Source organism: Nocardioides xinjiangensis (assembly GCF_017916455.1).
Lineage (GTDB): Bacteria > Actinomycetota > Actinomycetes > Propionibacteriales > Nocardioidaceae > Nocardioides > Nocardioides xinjiangensis.
In genome coordinates, this window is record NZ_JAFMSY010000002.1 from 150,809 (window position 1) to 169,845 (window position 19,037).

Consider the following 19,037-nt stretch of genomic DNA (forward strand, 5'->3'; position numbering starts at 1 on the left):
GCCTAGTCATCGTCGGGTTCGGGCGGCGCGTCGGCGCCGGCCGCCTCGTCCCGCTCGGCCCACGCGAGCAGCGGGGCGATGTCGAAGGGGTGGTCGTCGATGTCGGCGTGCAGGTCGCCGATCCCGGCGAAGCGCCGCGGCATCGTGAACATCGTGAAGTCGTCGGGCTCGCAGTCGTCCACCTCGTCCCAGCCGATCGGCGCCGAGACCCGCGCGCTCGGCACCCCGCGGACGGAGTAGGCGGCAGCGATCGTGTGGTCGCGCGCGTTCTGGTTGTAGTCGACGAACAGCTGGGTGGGGTCGCGGTCCTTGCGCCACCAGGCCGTGGTGACGTCTCCCCCGGCCCGGCGCTCGACCTCGCGGGCGAACGCCAGCGCGGCGCGGCGGACGTCCTGGAAGCCGTGGTCGGGCGGGATCCGGACGTAGACGTGCAGCCCGGACCCTCCGCTGGTCTTGGGGTACCCGACCGCGCCGAGCTCGTCGAGGACCTCGTGCGCCACGTGCGCGACCTGCTGCACGGTGTCCCACGTGCACTCCGGTCCGGGGTCGAGGTCGATGCGCCACTCGTCCGGCTTCTCCGTGTCGCCGCGGCGGCTGTTCCACGGGTGGAACTCGACGGTGGACATCTGCACCGCCCAGATGACGGCCCCGAGCTCGGTGACGCACAGCTCGTCGGCGGTGCGCTTCCAGCGGGGGAAGAACAACTGCACGGTCTCCACCCACTCGGGCGCTCCGGCGGGCAGGCGCTTCTGGTGCACCTTGTCCCCCGAGAGGCCGGTCGGGAAGCGGTGCAGCATGCACGGTCGCTCGAACAGCGCGTTGACGATGCCGTCGCCGACGGCGAGGTAGTACTCGACGAGGTCGAGCTTGGTCGCGCCGCTCTCGGGGAAGTAGACCCGGTCGGGGTTGGTGACCTTGACGATGCGGTCGTCGACCTCGATCTCGGTGTAGGGCGATGCCACGACCCCGACCCTAGTGGCCCGGGTCAGCGCTTCGACGGAGCCGACGCGGCTTGCCGCTGGTCCTCCCGCGACTCCCCGGGCTGCTGGGTCGCCGCGCCCTGCCCCGACGCCTGCCCCTCCTCGGGCGCCTGCCCCTGCTCGGGCGCCTGCCCCTGCTCGGGCGCCACCCGCACCGTGACGGCGTCCGACCACCCCTCGTCCGCGTACTGCCCCTCGGGACGGTGCCAGCGGAACTCGGTGGTCCCCGTCACGGGTACGGCGACGCGCGCGACGCCGTCGCGGTCGGCGAGCACCGGCTTGCCGACGGGCGACCACGCGCCCCCGGGTGCACGGGACTCCAGCACGAGCGGGTCACCGGTGAGGCGGCCCGAGGCGTCGGTGACCCGGCCGGTGAGCTCGACCTCCTCGCCGGAGCGGACCTCCTGCCTGCCGGCCGCGATCGAGGTGGTCAGCCGCACGCCCTCGAAGTCGAAGGTCGACCCGGACGCACGCACGGCGTCGAGGTTGAAGGCGTTGCCGTCGCAGCCGAAGCCGGTGACCGCGAACCCGGTGCCGTCACCGTGCTCGGCGGCGAACTGTGCCGGCGTGCCCCTGCCGGCGGCGTCGACGACCTTGCCCGAGGCCAGCTCGACCAGCGACCAGTCGTAGGTGAGCCGGGCGGTGGACACGGTCGTCCAGGAACCGGACGGGGCGGCGACGGTGGCGCGACCCCGCCAGGCGGTGCCGACCGGGCTGGTCCTGGTCACCGCCATCACCCACGAGACGCCCTGGCTGCCCGCGGTCGACGCGACGGAGAGGCTGGAGTCGAGGCCGGCCAGGGAGTCGAACGTGGTGTAGGGGCCGGTGGCGCTGCCGGCGGTCGTCGGGACCAGCCCCAGCGACCGGCGCCCGAGCGGGGCGGCGTACGGGCCGAGGTTGATGCGCGACTGCGGGGCGGAGGCGGCGCCGAACAGGCCGTCGCAGCGCACGTAGGTCAGGTAGACGTCCGCGTCGCCCGTGGCCGGCCCCGAGACCGTCCGCGTCTCGCCGGCTCGGGCCGGGCCGGTCAGGGCGACCGTCAGCGCCGCCGTGGCGACCACGGCCAAGAGACCTCGCACGTGCATCCCGCTCCCCTCGCCCGGCACCCCTTCGGTGCTCGTGCTGACCCCATCATGCAAGGCCGCACAACAGATGGGAACAGGTGACGCGAAGGCGACGTCGAGATGTCGCGTCGCGCCCACCTGTCCGGGTGACGGCTGGTCGTGCGGACCGTCGGCGCGGGCTCAGTCCCGGCGTCGTAGCGTGGCGGCGAACATCGCGTCGGTGCCGTCGCGGTGGGGCCACAGCTGGAACCGGTCGACCTCGTCGGTGTCACCGCGTCGCTCCAGCACGGCTCGCACCACCGCCGTGGTCTCGGCGACGACGGGCGAGCACGTGGCGTAGACGACCACGCCGCCCGGCCGGACCGACTCCAGGGCGACGTCGAGGAGGACCTGCTGGAGGGCGACCAGGCCGTCGAGGTCCGCGGGGGTCCGGCGCCAGCGCGACTCCGGCCGCCGCCGGAGGGCGCCCAGCCCGGAGCACGGGGCGTCGACCAGCGCACGGTCGAAGGTCCCCGGCACCCATGCCGGCCGCATGGCGTCGCCGGCGAGCACGTGGGCGGTGCCGGGAGGAACGGCGCGCATCGCCGAGGCGACCAGTGCGGCCCGGTGCGGCTGCCGCTCGTTGGCGGTGAGGGTGGCACCGCGGCGCGCGGCCAGCGCGGCCAGCAACGCCGCCTTGCCGCCCGGGCCGGCGCAGAGGTCGAGCCACCGCTCGTCGCGGCCCTCCAGCGGCGCCTCCGACATGGCGAGCGCGACCAGCTGGGAGCCCTCGTCCTGCACGCCGGCGCGGCCCTCGGCGACCGCCGGCACCGCGGCCGGCTCGCCGCCGGCCAGCACCACGCCGTGGGGCGACCGGCTCGTGCGGGTGCCGCCGGCGGCCTCCAGCTCCTCGACCGTCGCCAGTCCCGGCCGCGCGACCAGCGTGACCCGCGGCGCGGCGTTGTCGGCCGCGAGCAGGGCGTCGAGCTCCTCGTCGGAGCCGAGCGCCTCGCCCAACGCGTCCACCACCCAGCGGGGGTGCGACCGCGCCACCGCGAGGTGACCGTACGGGTCCGTGGCCCGGTCGGGCGCGACGTCGGCGACCCACGCCTCGAGGTCGCGCCGGCTGACCTTGCGCAGCACGGCGTTCACCAGCCCCGCCGGGCCCTGGCCGACGACGGCGCGGACCAGGTCGACGCTGGTCGAGATCGCGGCGTGGTCGGGCACCCGCATCGACAGGAGCTGATGGACCCCGAGCCGCAGCACGTCGCGCACCTCGGGCTGGAGCCGCGGCTTGGTCAGGCACGCGTCGATCACGGCGTCGTAGAGCCCCTGCATCCGGATCGCACCGGACGCCAGCTCGGTCGCGAGGCCGGCGTCGCGGCCCGCCAGGCGGTGCTTGCGCAGCACCTGCGGCAGGACGAGGTTGGCGTACGCCTCCTCGACTCGGACGGCCGTCAGCACGTCGAGCGCCGCCCGCCGCGCCGGGTCGGCCGCACGGCGACGCTCAGCCACCGAGGTGCTCCCGGACGAGCCTCTTCGGAGCCTTGGCGGCCCACGCGTCGGTGATCACCTCGACCAGCTCCTCCCGGCTGATCTCGCCGAGCCGGGACAGCTGCACCAGGACGGCGTTGTAGCCGGAGAAGTGGTCGATGGTGAAGAACGGCGTCGACGGGTCCTCGACCAGGGCGTGCTTCTCGGCCTCTGTGGGCGTCACGACCACGAGGAGGTCGTCGTACATCTCCCCCGTGTCCGGGTCGATCGCGCTCCTGTGGGGAGCGCGGTAGAGCACGAAGCCCTTGCCCTTGTCGCCGCGGGGCACCTTCCACGTCGGCCGGTCGCCCCACGACGTCCCGAGCTCCGTCTCGGGCATGCTGCCGCAGATCTCGTCGACGTCCTCCGGGCGGGCTGGCACGGTCACGTCGACGACCCCGGGTCGCCGAGCCGGACCCCTGACTCGAGGCGCACGCCGCGGGCCCAGTCGGCCGCACCCATCTGCCTCTTGCCGAAGGGCTTGACCTCGCCGAGCTGGACGGGCGTGGTGGCGGTGCCGACGAAGACGGCGTTCTTGGTGACCTCGACGACGCCCGGGGCGAGCGTCTCGCGGTCCACCGGGCGCACCGGCCCGACCTTCATCCGCTCGCCCTCGAACGTGCTCCACGCGCCGGGAGCGGGGTCGCAGGCGCGCACCTGGCGGTCGATCCCGACGGCGGGGTGCGTCCAGTCGATGCGGGCGTCGTCGACGGTGATCTTCGGCGCGAACGACACGCCGTCCTCGGGCTGCTCGCGCGCCTCGAGGGTGCCGTCCTCGATGCCGTCGAGCGTCTGGACCAGCAGTCCTGCCCCGCCCTCGGCGAGGCGGGTGAGCAGGTCGCCGGCGGTGTCGTCGGGCCGGATCCGCTCGGTCATCACGCCGAAGACCGGACCGGCGTCGAGCGCCTTGACGATGCGGAACGTGGTCGCGCCGGTGACCTCGTCGCCGGCCCAGACAGCGTGCTGGACGGGCGCGGCGCCGCGCCACGCCGGGAGCACGGAGAAGTGCAGGTTGATCCAGCCGTGCGGCACCAGGTCGAGCGCCGACTGCGGCAGCAGCGCACCGTAGGCGACGACCGGGCAGGCGTCGGGGCGCAGCTCGGCCAGGGCCGCCTGGAAGTCGCGGTCGCGCGGGTGCTCCGGCTTGAGCACGGGTACGCCGATCTCCTCCGCGCGCTGCGCGACGGGACTGGCGACCAGCCGGCGGCCGCGCCCGCTGGGAGCGTCGGGTCGGGTCACGACACCGACCAGCTCGTGACGGCTGGCCGCGACCGCGTCGAGGGCGGGCAGGGCCACGTCGGGCGTGCCGGCGAAGACGACGCGCATCAGGCGCGCCCCGTCACCGGGCGAACCCGTTCGTGGGATGGGGGCTGACCTTGACCGCCGGCCGCTCCAGGCCGAACCAGTCGGACTCGCGGATCTCCTTCATGGCCGCCTTGCGGGCCTGGGTGTCCAGCTTGTCGATGAACAGGATGCCGTCGAGGTGGTCGGTCTCGTGCTGCATGGCGCGGGCGAGGAGCTCGGAGGCCTCGATCCGCTGCGGCTCGCCGTACATGTCGAAGCCGGTGGCGACCACCGACAGCGCGCGCAGGCACTCGTAGGTCAGCTCGGGCAGCGACAGGCACCCCTCCGCGCCGTCCTGGGTCTCGTCGGACAGCTGGAGCGTGGGGTTGACGAGGTGACCGACCTCGCCCTCGACGTTCCAGGTGAACACCCGCAGGCTGACACCGATCTGCGGCGCCGCGAGGCCGGCGCCGGGCGCGGCCAGCATGGTGTCGGTGAGGTCGGTGACGAGCTGCCGGACCTCCTTGTCGAAGTCGTCGACCTGGACAGCGCGCTGGCGCAGCACGGGGTCACCGAAGAGGCGGATGGGCTGGACGGCCACGGGTCTCCTTGCAGCTGCTGCCGTGCGGACGAGGGACCAGTCTAGGGACGGCCGGCGCCGCAGCGCCCATCGACGGTGCTCATACCGACAGCGGGTCGACCTGGACCCGGACGGGCTCGAGCTTGCGTGCGGACCGGATCCGCTGGAGGTCGCCCAGCGCGCCGGAGAGCGCCTCGCCCGCGACCCGTGGGACGCGGAGCAGCACGCGGTGCTCGTCGCCGGCGGGAACCGGACCCAGGACCTCGGCGCCCTCGGGGAGGTCCAGCAGGTGCAGCACGTCGTCGAGCGCGCCGATGTCGCCGGTCACGGTCGCCAGGCGGGCCGCCGGGGGCAGGTGCGCCAGCGCGCGCTCCTCCGCCTCGCGGCGGGCGAACCCGGCGGGGTCCCACCGCACCAGCGCCTGCAGCGCCGGGTGCGCGGGGTCGCCGACGGCAACGACCTGCCCGCCGGCGCGGACGAGGGCAGCAGCGTTGAGCCAGCGGCGCAGCGCCTCCTCGGCGGCACGGAGGTCGTCGCGGGCCAGGCTCAGCCAGGTGTCGAGGACGACGACGGCGGCGTACCCGGCCTCCGCGACGGGCTCGGCGCCGACCGTCGCGACCACGAGGTCCGCGCGCTCGCCGACGCGGTCCACGACCCGGTCGCCGCTCGAGCTGCGCACCATCGTGCCGGGGAACATCCGGCCCAGCTCCTCCGCGGTGCGCGCCTCCCCCCGCACGGGGGCGCGCAGGCCGTGCCCGCCGCACGCGGGACAGGCCCAGGGGGACTCCGCGTGGCCGCACCAGCGGCACTGCGGGGGCACGGCGGGACCCGCCATGGCGAGGGGCCCGGTGCACACGCTGCAGCGGGCGGGCGCCCGGCACGTGTCGCAGGCGAGGGACGCCGCGTAGCCAGCCCGCGGCGTCTGGACGAGGACCGGCCCGGTGGTCAGGCCCCGCCGGATGGCGTCGTAGGCCGGGCGCGGGATGCGGGTGCCCACGGACCGGTCCTCGGCGGGCACTGCCTCCACGCGGACGCGTCGGCGCAGCACCTCGCGCGGCACGGCGAGCTCGTGCGCCCACCCGGCGGCGAGGAGCTGCTGCGCCTCCGGGGTCCGGGCGACCCCGCCGACGAGGGCGGCCGTGCCCTGCTGCTCCGCACGCGCGAGCAGCACCTCGCGGGTGTGCGGGTAGGGAGCGCGGGGCTCGGCGTGCAGGTCGTCGCCGTCGTCCCACACCACGACCAGCCCGAGGTCGTGGACCGGGGCGAACGCCGCCGACCGGGTGCCGACGACCACCCGGCGGGCGCCGCGCGAGACGGCGAGGAAGTCGCGGTAGCGCGCCGCCGGACCGCCGTCGGCGCCCAGTGTGACGTGGTGCCCCTCGCCCAGGAGCGCCGTCAGTGCGGCGTCGAGCCGGGCGACGTCGCGCCGGTCGGGCACGCACACGAGCGCGCCGCGGCCGCCGGCGTACGTCGCTGCGACCGCCTCCGCCAGCATGGCCGGCCAGTCGTCGGCCGGGGCGGCGGACCACACCGCCCGGGGCGAGCCGCGGGCGGCGAGGCGGCGCAGGAACGCGTCGGCGTGCTCGACCTCGGTCCACGTCGTCGGGGGCCGCGGGGTGAGGGCCGGCGCGGGCGGCGAGGGCGCCTTTTCGGTCGCGGCGTGCCGGGGTGGGACCGCCAGGCGCAGCACGTCGGACCGGGCGCCGGCGTACCTGCGGGCGAGCGTCTCGCTCAGTGCGGCGATCTCGGGCGCGAGCACGGGCTCGGGGCTCACCACGCGGCGCAGCGGCTGGAGCCGGCCGGTGTGGTCGGACTCGGCGCCGCGCGCCACGACGTAGCCGTCGACGTCCTGGCCGGCGAAGCGCACCTTCACCCGGGCGCCGGGGACCGCGGTGTCGGCCATCGCGCGCGGGACGGCGTAGTCGAACGGGCGGTCGAGGTGGGCGAGCGCCACGTCGACGAGCACCCGCGCCACCGGATCGGTCTCCGCGGGCTCCCACGCGGCGGCCCTACGGCGCCGCGTGGCCGCCGCCTTGGCCTTCGCGTCGTCCACGGCGGCACGAAGCCCCGGGAGCATGTCTGCTTCCGGGGCTTCGCGTGAGGTCATGCGGCCGATTGTGTCAGCGGGCTCGGACAGCCCGGACCTCCCGGGGCGTCCTCGAACTTCCTGTGGTGTGCAGGCCCCCGGAAGTTCGCAATCCCCCGCTTGAGCGGGGGATTGCAAGCACGGGAGGGACGACGTGCGGCGGGTCAGACGCCGGCGGCGGCCTTCAGCTTCTCGGCGCGGTCGGTGCGCTCCCAGGTGAACTCCGGGAGCTCGCGGCCGAAGTGGCCATAGGCCGACGTCTCGGCGTAGATCGGCCGGAGCAGCTCGAGGTCGCGGATGATCGCGGCCGGGCGGAGGTCGAAGACCTCGAGCACGGCGTCCTGGATCTTCTCGTCGGGCACGACCCCGGTGCCGAAGGTCTGGATGAACACGCCGACGGGGGCGGCCTTGCCGATCGCGTAGGCGACCTGCGCCTCGCAGCGCCGGGCCAGGCCGGCGGCCACGACGTTCTTGGCGACCCAGCGCATCGCGTAGGCGGCCGAGCGGTCGACCTTCGACGGGTCCTTGCCGGAGAACGCCCCGCCGCCGTGGCGGGCCATGCCGCCGTAGGTGTCGACGATGATCTTGCGACCGGTCAGGCCGGCGTCGCCCATCGGGCCGCCGATGACGAACGTGCCGGTGGGGTTGACGAGCATCCGGTAGCCCTCGGAGGGCAGGTCGAAGTCCGCGAGGACCGGGTCGATGACGTGCTGCTTGACGTCGGCCTCGAGCGTCGCGTGCTCGACGTCGGCGTCGTGCTGGGTGGACAGCACCACGGTGTCGATGCGCACCGGGCGGTCGTCCTCGTCATACTCGATGGTGACCTGGGTCTTGCCGTCGGGACGGAGGTAGTCGAGCGTGCCGTCCTTGCGGACCCGGGTGAGGCGGGCGGCGAGCCGCTGGGCGATGGTGATCGGGAGCGGCATCAGCTCGGGCGTGTCGTCGCAGGCGTAGCCGAACATCAGCCCCTGGTCGCCGGCGCCGCGCTTGTCGAGCTCGTCGTCGGACTCGCCGACGCGGGACTCGTGGCCGGCGTCGACGCCGGCGGCGATGTCGCTGGACTGTGCGCCGATGGCGACCTGGACGCCGCACGTGTGGCCGTCGAAGCCCTTCTCCGAGGAGTCGTAGCCGATGTCGAGGATCGCCTTGCGGACGATGTCGGCCACCGGCGCGTAGGCGTTGGTGCGGACCTCGCCCGCCACCACGACGAGGCCCGTGGTCAGCAGCGTCTCCACCGCCACGCGCAGGTTGGCGGTGTCGGGGTCCTCGCGCATCAGGTGGTCGAGGACCGAGTCGCTGATGCGGTCGGCGATCTTGTCCGGGTGTCCCTCGGTCACGGACTCGGAGGTGAAGAGGCGTCCAGCCACGTTGCTCTCGATTCTTCTGCTCGAACGGTCGGTGGAAACGTACCTGTTGGCCAGCATCCGGGACACCGGTCTCAGTCGGCGAATCGCCGGGCGACCTCGTCCCAGATGATGTGTGCGAGCGCCGCCTTGCTGCCGCGGGCGACCTCGACGGCCGTTCCGTCGGCGCCCAGGATGACCGCCTCGTTGTCGGCGCTGCCGAAGACCGCTCCCCCGCTTACGTCGTTGACGACGAGCAGGTCGCACCCCTTGCGAGCCAGCTTGGCGCGACCGAGGTCGAGCACCGTGCCGGTGGCGTCACCGGTCTCGGCGGCGAAGCCCACGACCACGGAGCCGGACCGGGCCCGGTGGTGGGAGATCTCGGCCAGGACGTCGGGGTTCTGCTCCAGCTCGATCGCCGGCGCCGAGCCGTCGTCGGCCTTCTTGATCTTGGCGTCGCTGACCGCGGTGGGCCGGAAGTCGGCGGGCGCCGCCGCCATCACCACGGCGTCGGCGGTGGCCGTCGCGGCGACCACGGCCTCACGCAGCTGCTCGGTCGTCTCGACGCGTACGACGCTCGCGCCGGCGGGGTCGGGCAGCGACACGTTGGCGCTGACCAGGGTCACGTGCGCCCCCCGGGCGGCGGCCGCCCGAGCGAGGGCGTAGCCCTGCAGGCCCGAGGAGCGGTTGCCGAGGAAGCGCACGGGGTCGAGGTACTCGCGGGTGCCACCCGCCGACACGACGACCTTGCGGCCGGCGAGGTCCTGCGTCGCGTCGGCGCCGCGCTCGAGGACGCCGAGCACGAGCTCGAAGATCTCCGCGGGATCCGGCAGGCGGCCCTTGCCGGTGTCGGCGCCGGTCAGCCGCCCCTCGGCGGGCTCGACCACGACCGCCCCCCGCTTGCGCAGCGTGGCCACGTTGGCCTGGGTCGCGGGGTGCTCCCACATCTCGGTGTGCATCGCCGGGGCGAACACGACCGGGCAGCGCGCGGTGAGCAGGGTGTTCGCGAGCAGGTCGTCGGCGAGTCCGTGCGCGGCCCGGGCCAGCACGTCGGCGGTCGCTGGGGCGACCACCACCACGTCGGCGTGCTGGCCGATGTGGACGTGCGGCACGGCGTGCACGTCGGTCCAGACGTCGGTCGCCACCGGCTTGCCCGACAGGGCCGCCCACGTCGGCGCGCCGACGAACTCCAGCGCCGCAGCCGTGGGCACGACGGTGACGTCGTGGCCGGACTCGGTGAACCGGCGCAGCAGCTCACAGGCCTTGTAGGCCGCGATCCCGCCGGAGACGCCCAGGACGACCCGTGCGGTCATCGCGAGGCTCGCGTCACTCCGTGACGTCGCCGGCAGCGGCGGCCTCGGCGGCGGCGGCCTCGGCGGCGGGGTCGATGTCCTCGCAGGTCAGGAGGTCCTCGTTGATCTCGCGCAGCGCGATCGAGAGGGGCTTCTCCTGCACGTGGGTGTCGACCAGCGGGCCGACGTACTCCAGCAGGCCCTCGCCGAGCTGAGAGTAGTAGGCGTTGATCTGGCGCGCGCGCTGGGCGCTGTAGAGCACCAGCTTGTACTTGCTGTCGGTCTTGCTGAGCAGGTCGTCGATCGAGGGGTTGGTGACGCCCTCGGCGGCGATGGTGGGAGAAGCCACGGTGTGGGTGCCTCGCTAGTCAGAAGGGGGCTGGTCGGGATGACGCAGACCGGGTCCAACCATCAAGGCTACCAACTCGTCCGCAGCGGCGTGAACTTCGTGGTTGACGATGGTCACGTCGAACTCGCTCTCGGCGGCCAGCTCGTGGCGGGCCGTCTCCAGGCGGCGCTCGCGCTCGGCCTCGTCCTCGGTGCCGCGACCGACGAGGCGACGCACGAGCTCCTCCCACGACGGCGGCTTGAGGAAGACGAACAGCGCCTCGGGCATCGTCTCGCGCACCTGCCGGGCGCCCTGCAGGTCGATCTCGAGCATGGCCGGCTGCCCCGAGGCGAGGGCGAGGTCGACGGGGCCGCGGGGCGTGCCGTAGCGGGCCGCCCGGTGGACCACCGCCCACTCGAGCAGGTCGCCCTTCTCCACCATGGCGTCGAACTCCTCGTCGGAGACGAACCAGTAGTGGACGCCGTTCTCCTCGCCCGGCCGCGGGGCGCGCGTCGTGGCCGACACCGAGATCCAGACCTCGGGGTGCGTCTCGCGCACGGCGGCCGCGACGGTGCCCTTGCCGACGGCGGTGGGGCCGGCCAGGACGATCAGGCGGGAGCGTCCGCTCCGGGTGCCGGCGTCGGCGGGATGACCGGTCTCGATCACGATGCGTCGGGGCCGAACTCGCGCTCGAGCGCGGCGACCTGCTTGACGCCGAGCCCGCGCACGCGGCGGCTCTCGGCGATGCCCAGGCGCTCCATCACCTGGCGCGCGCGCACGCGGCCCAGGCCGGGGACCGACTGGAGGAGCTCGACGACCCGCATCTTGCCGATGACCTCGTTGGTCTGGCCCTCGTGCAGCACGTCGAGGATGGAGCCACCCGAGTTCTTGAGGCGGTTCTTCACCTCGGCCCGCTCGCGTCGGGAGGCCGCAGCCTTGTCGAGGGCTGCCTGGCGCTGCTCGGGCGTCAGAGGGGGCAAGGCCACGGAGGCGGTCCTTCCGGGTCGTGGTTCCGGCTGGTCCGGACGGCGGTCCGGACCCTGGTCCGGACTCCCGTCCGCGACGGTCGTCCGTCGGACGTCCGGCTCAATCTAGTCAGGTCCTGCGGGGTCGGGCAATCGGGTCGTCGCGGTGTCCCGTGGACGTGACGTCGGCGACAGCGGCGCCCCCGCGCTAGCGCGACAGCGGCGTCCCGCAGACGTCGAGGGCGTGCTGCTCGACCGCCGCCATCGCCTCCACCGTGCGCTGGGCGCCCACGTCGCGGGCGGCCGCCTCGATCTCGTCGCGGGCCGCGTCGCCGAGGCCGGCCGGGGGCTTCGTGGCGGCGTACGTCGACGGGTCGACGTCGTGCTCCTCGAGGACCTCCCGCAACGCGTGCAGCGGCTCCACGACGGCCGCCCAGTCGTCCGCGACGTCACGCGGCGCGAGGGCTGCGAGGTCGTCGTAGGCGGCCAGGGCGTCGAACACGGCGGCCGCGTCGTCGGAGGCCGCGACCTCGGTGAGCTCCGCCTGGTGCTCCTCCACGGCGGCGCAGTAGGTCTCCTGCGGGTCATCCGAGCACCCGGCCAGAAGGAGGAAGGTCAGCAGGAGCAAGGGCAGCAGGACGAGGGGCACCTGCGCGGCGCCCGCCGGGCGGCGGCGGGGCGGGGTCACGCTCCCAGGCCCCGCACGGCGTCGTTGCCGCGCAGGGCCGCGTCGCGCAGCGCCGTGACGTCGGGGCCGGCGCGCAGCACCTCGCGCGACGAGCTCGGCAGCGCCCACCGGGCAGCGGGGCCGAGGATGCGCACGAGGTCGTCGGCGGTGCCGCCCTGCGCGCCGTAGCCCGGCACCAGGAGGGGCCCGTTGACGTCGAGGTCCTCGACCGTCTCGCCGATCGTCGCGCCGACGACGGCGCCGAAGGAGCCGATCGGCTCGGCACCCGCGTTCGCGGTGCGCAGGTGGGCCAGGACCGTCCCCGCGACGGTGCCGTCGGCCGTGCGGGCGTGCTGCACCTCCGGGCCCTCCTTGTTCGAGGTGAGCGCGAGCACGAACAGCCCGCCGCCGTGGCGGCGGCACGCCTCGAGCATCGGGTCGAGCGACCCGAAGCCGAGGTAGGGGCTGGCCGTCAGGGCGTCCGAGGCCAGCGGCGAGGTGGGATCGAGGTAGGCCTGCGCGTAGGCCTCGCTGGTCGAGCCGATGTCCCCGCGCTTGGCGTCCATGATCACCAGCGCGCCGGCCGCCCGCGCCTCGGCGACCACCCGCTCGAGCACCGCGACGCCCGGGCTGCCGAATCGTTCGTAGAACGCGCTCTGCGGCTTCACCACGCCGACCACCGGGGCCACCGCCTCCACGACGGTGAGGGCGAAGCGCTCCAGCGACGCGACGTCGTCGGAGAGCCCCCAGTGGTGCAGGAGCCCGGCGTGCGGGTCGATGCCCACGCAGAACCGTCCGCGCTCCTCGATGGCGTTGGCCAGGCGGGTGCCGAAGGGGGTCATGGGGTCTCCTCTGCTGCGGGCGGGTGGGCGGTCGGGCGCAGCGCGGCCCGCAGCCGCGCCACGGTGGTCGGGTCGTGCAGGAGCGCGGTGCCGACCTGGACCGCGGTCGCGCCGGCGTCGAGGTAGGCGGTTGCGGACGGCAGGTCGCGCACCCCGCCGCAGCCGATCACCGGGACGCCGGGCAGCGCCCGGTGCACCTCGGCGACGCAGCGCAGCGCGACCGGTGCGACGGCGGGGCCGCTCAGGCCGCCGGACCGGCCGTCGGGGAAGGCGGCGGGAACGGCGTTGCCGACCACCACGGCGCTGGCTCCCGCCTCGTGGCAGGAGCGGGCGCCCTCGACGACGCGGGACACGTCGGGGCGCAGCTTGACGAGCACCGGCCGGTCGGTGGGGAACTCGCGCCGGACCGCGGCGACCACGCCGGCCGCGTGGAACGGTTCGCGGACCGCGAGGAGCCCGGCGCCGTCCTCGTCGGGTGCGCCGACGTTGACCTCGAGCCCGGCGACGCCCGGCGCGCGGCTGAGGCGGCGGGCGAGGTCGGCGTACTCCCCCAGCGTCGAGCCGGCGACGGACACCACCACCCTCGCGCCCGCGCGCACCAACCAGGGCAGCTCGGTCGCCAGGAAGTGCTCCAGGCCCGGGTTGGGCAGACCGACGGCGTTCACGAGGCCGCCGGGGACCTCGGCGATCCGCGGGCCCGGCCCGCCGGAGCGGGGGTCGAGCGTGATCGACCGGGTGACGAAGTCGAGGCCGTCGAGGCCCTCGGGGCCGGCGTACGGCTCGAGCTCGCGACCGGTGCCGCCACAGCCGGCAGCGACCATGACCGGCCCCGGCACGCGGGCGCTCACAGGGCGTCCCAGCGCACGCGGTCGCCGCGGACGACGGGTCCCTCGGCACAGGCACGCACCACGCGGTCGACGCCGTCCTCACCGACGACGGGCAGCGGACAGCCGTGGCAGAGCCCGGTGCCGCAGGCGGTGGGCACCTCCACCGCCACCTGGCTCCAGGCCCCGGCCCGCTCGGCCGCTGCCGCGGCACCGGCCAGGACGGCCGCGGGTCCCGCGGCGTAGACGACGTCGGCGTCGCTGCGCTCGACGAGCTCGTGGAGGTGGTCGGCGACGTGGCCCCGCCGGCCGACCGACCCGTCGGCGGTCAGCACCGTGACGGACCGGACCCAGCGCCGGGCCTCGAGCGCCGAGAGCAGGTGCGACTCGTCGGGGGCCGAGACCACGAGCGACACCGAGCAGCCGCGCTCGCGCAGCCGCTCGGCGAGGGGGAAGAGGGGTGCCGCGGCGTAGCCCTCGCCGACGAGCAGGCAGGACACGGCGTCCCGGGGTAGCGCGAAGGGCCGCCCGAGGGGGCCGGTGAGGGTGACCCTGGCGCCGACGGGCAGGGCGGCCAGCCACGCGGTGCCGCTCCCCCGCACCTCGACGACGACGTCGAGGGTGGGGCCGAAGGCGCTCGACGCCCGGACCCGGTGCACCCACAGGGCACGGCGGGCCACGTGCCCGGCGACGGTGACCGCGACGAAGCTGCCGGCGCGGAACCGCTCGGGGACGCCCGGCGCCGTGAGGGTGAGGTGACGGTAGGCCCCGACGCGCTTGCTGGCGACCACCTCGCCGTCGACGTGCACCGCGCCGGGAGCGCGGCCCCGCTCCTCAGCCATCCGCAGCGAGTCCCCGCACGATGCGCCGGGGCCACAGCGGCCCCTCGTAGACGAAGGCCGTGTAGCCCTGGAGCAGGTCGGCTCCCGCGGCGAGCCGGCGCCGGGCGTCGTCGACCGTCGTGATGCCACCGACGCCGACGAGGGTCAGGTCGGGCCCGACCCGCTCGCGCAGCATGCGCAGCACCGCCTCGGAGCGCTCCGTGAGCGGGCGCCCGCTGAGTCCCCCCGCGCCGACCTCCGCGACCCGCGCGGCCGGGGTCGTGAGGCCGTCGCGGCCGATGGTGGTGTTGGTGGCGATGATGCCGTCGAGGCCGCTGGCCAGCGCGAGGTCGGCGACGGCCGCGACGTCCTCGTCGCCCAGGTCGGGCGCGATCTTCACCAGCAGCGGGACGCGGTGGTCGGGACGCACCTCGTCGGCGCGCCGGCGTACGGCGGCCAGCAGCGGCTCCAGCTTCTCGACCGCCTGCAGGTTGCGCAGTCCCGGCGTGTTGGGCGAGGACACGTTGACGACGAGGTAGTCGGCGTGGGGCGCCAGCAGCCCCGCGGACTTCTCGTAGTCGCGGGCGGCGTCGTCCTCCGGCACGACCTTCGACTTGCCGATGTTGACGCCCAGGATGGGCGGACCGAGGAACGAGGTCCGGCCATCCTGCGAAGCGGCCTCAGCCACCGGGGGGTTCGCCGTGCGCCATCGACGGAGCCGCCGCGCGACCACCTCGGCGCCGTCGTTGTTGAAGCCCATGCGGTTGACGATCGCCCGGTCCGCGGTGAGCCGGAACAGCCGCGGACGGGGGTTGCCGGGCTGGGGCTCGCCGGTCACGGTGCCGACCTCCACGTGCCCGAACCCCAGCGCGGCGAGGCCGTCGATGCCCACGGCGTTCTTGTCGAAGCCGGCGGCCAGGCCGAGGGGGTGCGGGAAGCTCAGCCCCAGCGCCCGGACCGGTGCGCCCGCGTGCGCGCGCCCCTCGTGCCGGGTTCCGAGCAGCCGGCTCGTGACGGGCGCGGCCGCCCGGATCGCCCGGAACGCCGCGTGGTGCGCACGCTCCGGGTCGACCCGGGTGAGCGCGTGCTCGAAGAGGAGGTCGTAGGCGCGCACGGTCAGGCCCGGTCGGCCGACGAGGCGGCGGCCAGCGCCGCCCAGTCCTGCAGCGACCGCACCCCGATCTCCCCGCGACGCATCGCCTCGAGCCCCTGCACCGCGGCGCCGAGGCCCTGGATGGTGGTGATGCACGGGATGTCGGTGATCACCGCCGCCGTGCGGATGTCGTAGCCGTCGGCACGCGGCGAGCCGCCGCTGGTGGCGCCGTGGGGCGTGTTGATCACCAGGTCGACCTCGCGGTTGCGGATGCGCCCCACGATCGTCGGCTCGCCGTCGGGGCCCTCCCCCTCGGACTGCTTGCGGACCACCGTGGCCTCCACGCCGTTGCGGCGCAGCACCTCGGCCGTGCCCGCGGTGGCGAGGATCTCGAAGCCCATGTCGGCGATCTGCTTGACCGGGAAGATCATGTGGCGCTTGTCGCGGTTGGCGACCGAGACGAACACCTTGCCCGACAGCGGCAGCGAGCCGTAGGCGGCGGCCTGCGCCTTGGCGAACGCGGTGCCGAAGAAGGCGTCGAATCCCATGACCTCGCCGGTCGAGCGCATCTCGGGGCCGAGCAGCGCGTCGACGGTGCGGCCGTCGGCGGTCTTGAAGCGGTCGAACGGCATGACCGCCTCCTTGACCGCGATGGGCGAGCCGTCGCGCAGGTGCCCGCCGTCGCCCTCGGCGGGGAGCACCCCGGCGGCCCGGAGGTCCGCGATGGACTCGCCGAGCATCACCCGGGCGGCGGCCTTGGCGAGCGGCGTGGCGGTGGCCTTGGAGACGAACGGCACGGTCCGCGACGCGCGCGGGTTGGCCTCGAGCACGTAGAGCACGTCGGAGGCGAGGGCGTACTGGATGTTGAGCAGCCCGCGCACGCCGAGCCCCCGGGCGATGGCCTCCGTCGAGCGGCGGATCCGGTCGATCTCCTCGCGGCCGAGGGTGATCGGCGGCAGCGCGCAGGACGAGTCGCCGGAGTGGATGCCGGCCTCCTCGATGTGCTCCATCACGCCGCCGAGGAACAGCTCGTCGCCGTCGAAGAGCCCGTCGACGTCGATCTCCACCGCGTCGTCGAGGAACCGGTCGACCAGCACCGGCTGCCTCTCGCTGATCAGGCCGTTGGCGACGTACTTCTCGAGGTAGGCCTCCAGGGCGGTGTCGTCGTAGACGATCTCCATGCCGCGCCCGCCGAGCACGTAGGACGGCCGCACCAGCACCGGGTAGCCGATCTCGTGGGCGATGCGCTGCGCCTGGGGGTACGACGTCGCGGTGCCGTGCTTGGGCGCCGGGAGGCCGGCGTCGGCCAGCACGCGGCCGAAGGCGCCGCGCTCCTCGGCGAGGTGGATCGCCTCGGGGGTGGTGCCGACGATCGGCACGCCCGCGTCGGCGAGGCCCTGGGCGAGGCCGAGCGGCGTCTGGCCGCCGAGCTGGCACACGACCCCGGCGACCGGACCCGCCTGCTGCTCGGCGTGGACGATCTCGAGGACGTCCTCGAGGGTCAGCGGCTCGAAGTAGAGCCGGTCGGAGGTGTCGTAGTCGGTGCTGACCGTCTCCGGGTTGCAGTTGACCATGATCGTCTCGTAGCCGGCCTCGGCCAGCGCGAGCGAGGCGTGCACGCAGCTGTAGTCGAACTCGATGCCCTGACCGATGCGGTTGGGCCCGGAGCCCAGGATGATCACGGCCTCCTTGCCGTCGGCCCGCGGCTGCACCTCGGTCTCCTCGTCGTAGGAGGAGTAGTGGTACGGCGTGCGCGCGGCGAACTCGGCGGCGCAGGTGTCGACGGTCTTGAAGACCGGCCGGATGCCCAGGGCGTGCCGGACCCCGCGGACCACGTCGGCGCTCAGGCCGCGGATCTTGCCGATCTGCTCGTCGGAGAACCCGTGGCGCTTGGCCAGCCGCAGCAGCTCGGGGGTGAGCTCGGTGGCCGCGATGAGCCGGCCGGCGACCTCGTTGATGAGCGCGAGCTGGTCGACGAACCACGGGTCGATGCTGGTGGCCTCGAAGACCTCTTCCGGCGTGGCGCCGGCGCGGATGGCGTCCATGACCTTGCGCAGCCGCCCGTCGTGCGGCACCCGCACCTCGTCGAGCAGCGCGGCCTTGTCGAGCTCGACGTGCTCCTTGTGCCAGTCGAAGGGCGCGTGCTTGCTCTCCAGCGAGCGCAGCGCCTTCTGCAGCGCCTCGGTGAAGTTGCGGCCGATCGCCATCGCCTCGCCCACGGACTTCATGTGGGTGGTCAGCGTGGGGTCGGCCTCGGGGAACTTCTCGAAGGCGAACCGCGGCACCTTGACCACGACGTAGTCGAGCGTCGGCTCGAAGGACGCCGGCGTCTCCTCGGTGATGTCGTTGCGGATCTCGTCGAGGGTGTAGCCGATCGCGACCTTGGCGGCGATCTTCGCGATCGGGAAGCCCGTGGCCTTCGAGGCCAGGGCCGAGGACCGGGAGACGCGCGGGTTCATCTCGATGACGATCAGGCGCCCGTCGGCCGGGTTCACGGCGTACTGGATGTTGCAGCCGCCCGTGTCGACGCCGACGGCGCGGATGATGCCGATCGCGAGGTCGCGCATCTTCTGGTACTCGCGGTCGGTGAGCGTCATCGCCGGCGCGACCGTGATCGAGTCGCCGGTGTGCACCCCCATCGGGTCGAGGTTCTCGATCGAGCAGACGATCACGCTGTTGTCGGCGCGGTCGCGCATGACCTCGAGCTCGTACTCCTTCCAGCCGAGGATCGACTCCTCGAGGAGCACCTCGGTGGTCGGGCTGGCGGCGAGGCCGGCGCCGCCGATGCGGCGCAGGTCGGCCTCGTCGTAGGCCATGCCGGAGCCGGTGCCGCCCATGGTGAACGACGGGCGGACCACCATGGGGTAGCCGAGCTCGTCGGCGGCGGCGAGCAGGTCGTCCACCGAGTGGCAGATGACGCTGCGGGCGGACTCGCCGCCGAGCTGCTCGACGATCTTCTTGAACTGCTGGCGGTTCTCGCCGCGCTCGATCGCCTCGATGGAGGCGCCGATGAGCTCCACGCCGTACTTCTCGAGCACCCCGGCGCGGTCGAGCGCCATCGCGCAGTTCAGCGCGGTCTGCCCGCCGAGCGTGGCGAGCAGGGCGTCGGGGCGCTCCTTGGCGATGACCTTCTCGACGTAGTCGGGGGTGATGGGCTCGACGTAGGTGGCGTCGGCGAACTCCGGGTCGGTCATGATCGTGGCCGGGTTGGAGTTGACGAGGACGACCCGCAGGCCCTCCTGGCGCAGCACCCGGCACGCCTGGGTGCCGGAGTAGTCGAACTCCGCGGCCTGGCCGATGATGATCGGCCCCGAGCCGATGACGAGCACGCTCTGGATGTCGGTGCGCTTGGGCAT

18 protein-coding genes are annotated in these 19,037 nt (G+C 74.4%); all 18 read right to left on the reverse strand.

Going from position 1 to position 19,037, the window contains the following annotated elements; all coding sequences use genetic code 11:
* Positions 1 to 2: 2 nt before the first annotated feature.
* Positions 3 to 962, reverse strand: coding sequence for a non-homologous end-joining DNA ligase (gene ligD, locus J3P38_RS11690; RefSeq protein WP_210503760.1), 960 nt, complete (start codon positions 960 to 962; stop codon positions 3 to 5).
* 23 nt (positions 963 to 985) lie between these two features.
* Positions 986 to 2,065, reverse strand: a complete 1,080-nt coding sequence (locus tag J3P38_RS11695) for a hypothetical protein (protein ID WP_210503761.1) — start codon at positions 2,063 to 2,065, stop codon at positions 986 to 988.
* 159 nt (positions 2,066 to 2,224) lie between these two features.
* Entirely contained in the window at positions 2,225 to 3,538 is a 1,314-nt protein-coding gene (locus tag J3P38_RS11700) for an RsmB/NOP family class I SAM-dependent RNA methyltransferase (RefSeq protein ID WP_210503762.1), read from the reverse strand.
* Positions 3,531 to 3,944: an MmcQ/YjbR family DNA-binding protein gene (locus tag J3P38_RS11705; protein WP_210503763.1), complete on the reverse strand. Its 414-nt coding sequence runs from the start codon at positions 3,942 to 3,944 to the stop codon at positions 3,531 to 3,533. The genes J3P38_RS11700 and J3P38_RS11705 overlap by 8 nt, the downstream gene beginning before the upstream one ends.
* Entirely contained in the window at positions 3,941 to 4,882 is a 942-nt protein-coding gene (gene fmt, locus J3P38_RS11710; protein ID WP_210503764.1) for a methionyl-tRNA formyltransferase, read from the reverse strand. The genes J3P38_RS11705 and fmt overlap by 4 nt, the downstream gene beginning before the upstream one ends.
* Positions 4,883 to 4,895: 13 nt before the next feature.
* Complete coding sequence (gene def / locus J3P38_RS11715) at positions 4,896 to 5,441, reverse strand: peptide deformylase (RefSeq protein WP_210503765.1); 546 nt, start codon at positions 5,439 to 5,441, stop codon at positions 4,896 to 4,898.
* Between the two features lie 79 nt (positions 5,442 to 5,520).
* Positions 5,521 to 7,527 (reverse strand): primosomal protein N', encoded by a 2,007-nt coding sequence (locus J3P38_RS11720; protein ID WP_210503766.1) that lies wholly within the window; start codon positions 7,525 to 7,527, stop codon positions 5,521 to 5,523.
* Between the two features lie 143 nt (positions 7,528 to 7,670).
* Positions 7,671 to 8,873: a methionine adenosyltransferase gene (gene metK / locus J3P38_RS11725; protein ID WP_210503767.1), complete on the reverse strand. Its 1,203-nt coding sequence runs from the start codon at positions 8,871 to 8,873 to the stop codon at positions 7,671 to 7,673.
* Between the two features lie 71 nt (positions 8,874 to 8,944).
* Positions 8,945 to 10,162 carry a bifunctional phosphopantothenoylcysteine decarboxylase/phosphopantothenate--cysteine ligase CoaBC gene (gene coaBC / locus J3P38_RS11730; protein WP_210503768.1) on the reverse strand — a complete coding sequence of 406 codons (1,218 nt, stop codon included), beginning with the start codon at positions 10,160 to 10,162 and terminating at the stop codon, positions 8,945 to 8,947.
* A 13-nt stretch (positions 10,163 to 10,175) separates the two neighbouring features.
* Entirely contained in the window at positions 10,176 to 10,490 is a 315-nt protein-coding gene (gene rpoZ / locus J3P38_RS11735; RefSeq protein ID WP_210440974.1) for a DNA-directed RNA polymerase subunit omega, read from the reverse strand.
* 15 nt (positions 10,491 to 10,505) lie between these two features.
* Entirely contained in the window at positions 10,506 to 11,135 is a 630-nt protein-coding gene (gmk, locus tag J3P38_RS11740) for a guanylate kinase (protein ID WP_307807875.1), read from the reverse strand.
* Entirely contained in the window at positions 11,132 to 11,455 is a 324-nt protein-coding gene (mihF, locus tag J3P38_RS11745; RefSeq protein WP_179620612.1) for an integration host factor, actinobacterial type, read from the reverse strand. The genes gmk and mihF overlap by 4 nt, the downstream gene beginning before the upstream one ends.
* 187 nt (positions 11,456 to 11,642) lie before the next feature.
* Positions 11,643 to 12,122: a hypothetical protein gene (locus J3P38_RS11750; protein WP_210503769.1), complete on the reverse strand. Its 480-nt coding sequence runs from the start codon at positions 12,120 to 12,122 to the stop codon at positions 11,643 to 11,645.
* Positions 12,119 to 12,943 (reverse strand): orotidine-5'-phosphate decarboxylase, encoded by an 825-nt coding sequence (pyrF, locus tag J3P38_RS11755; protein ID WP_210503770.1) that lies wholly within the window; start codon positions 12,941 to 12,943, stop codon positions 12,119 to 12,121. The genes J3P38_RS11750 and pyrF overlap by 4 nt, the downstream gene beginning before the upstream one ends.
* Complete coding sequence (locus tag J3P38_RS11760; protein WP_210503771.1) at positions 12,940 to 13,791, reverse strand: tRNA-dihydrouridine synthase; 852 nt, start codon at positions 13,789 to 13,791, stop codon at positions 12,940 to 12,942. The genes pyrF and J3P38_RS11760 overlap by 4 nt, the downstream gene beginning before the upstream one ends.
* Complete coding sequence (locus tag J3P38_RS11765; protein ID WP_210503772.1) at positions 13,788 to 14,609, reverse strand: iron-sulfur cluster-binding protein; 822 nt, start codon at positions 14,607 to 14,609, stop codon at positions 13,788 to 13,790. The genes J3P38_RS11760 and J3P38_RS11765 overlap by 4 nt, the downstream gene beginning before the upstream one ends.
* Entirely contained in the window at positions 14,602 to 15,702 is a 1,101-nt protein-coding gene (locus tag J3P38_RS11770) for a quinone-dependent dihydroorotate dehydrogenase (protein WP_210503773.1), read from the reverse strand. Before J3P38_RS11770 ends, J3P38_RS11765 begins: the two co-directional genes overlap by 8 nt.
* A 2-nt stretch (positions 15,703 to 15,704) precedes the next feature.
* Positions 15,705 to 19,037, reverse strand: a complete 3,333-nt coding sequence (carB, locus tag J3P38_RS11775) for a carbamoyl-phosphate synthase large subunit (RefSeq protein WP_210503774.1) — start codon at positions 19,035 to 19,037, stop codon at positions 15,705 to 15,707.

Coding starts and splice junctions, on each gene's coding strand:
- J3P38_RS11695 (WP_210503761.1), bottom strand. CDS start 2,065: ATGCACGTGCGAGGTCTCTTGGCCGTGGTCGCCACGGCGGCGCTGACG.
- fmt (WP_210503764.1), bottom strand. CDS start 4,882: ATGCGCGTCGTCTTCGCCGGCACGCCCGACGTGGCCCTGCCCGCCCTC.
- J3P38_RS11720 (WP_210503766.1), bottom strand. CDS start 7,527: ATGACCTCACGCGAAGCCCCGGAAGCAGACATGCTCCCGGGGCTTCGT.
- coaBC (WP_210503768.1), bottom strand. CDS start 10,162: ATGACCGCACGGGTCGTCCTGGGCGTCTCCGGCGGGATCGCGGCCTAC.
- pyrF (WP_210503770.1), bottom strand. CDS start 12,943: ATGACCCCCTTCGGCACCCGCCTGGCCAACGCCATCGAGGAGCGCGGA.
- J3P38_RS11765 (WP_210503772.1), bottom strand. CDS start 14,609: ATGGCTGAGGAGCGGGGCCGCGCTCCCGGCGCGGTGCACGTCGACGGC.
- carB (WP_210503774.1), bottom strand. CDS start 19,037: ATGCCCAAGCGCACCGACATCCAGAGCGTGCTCGTCATCGGCTCGGGG.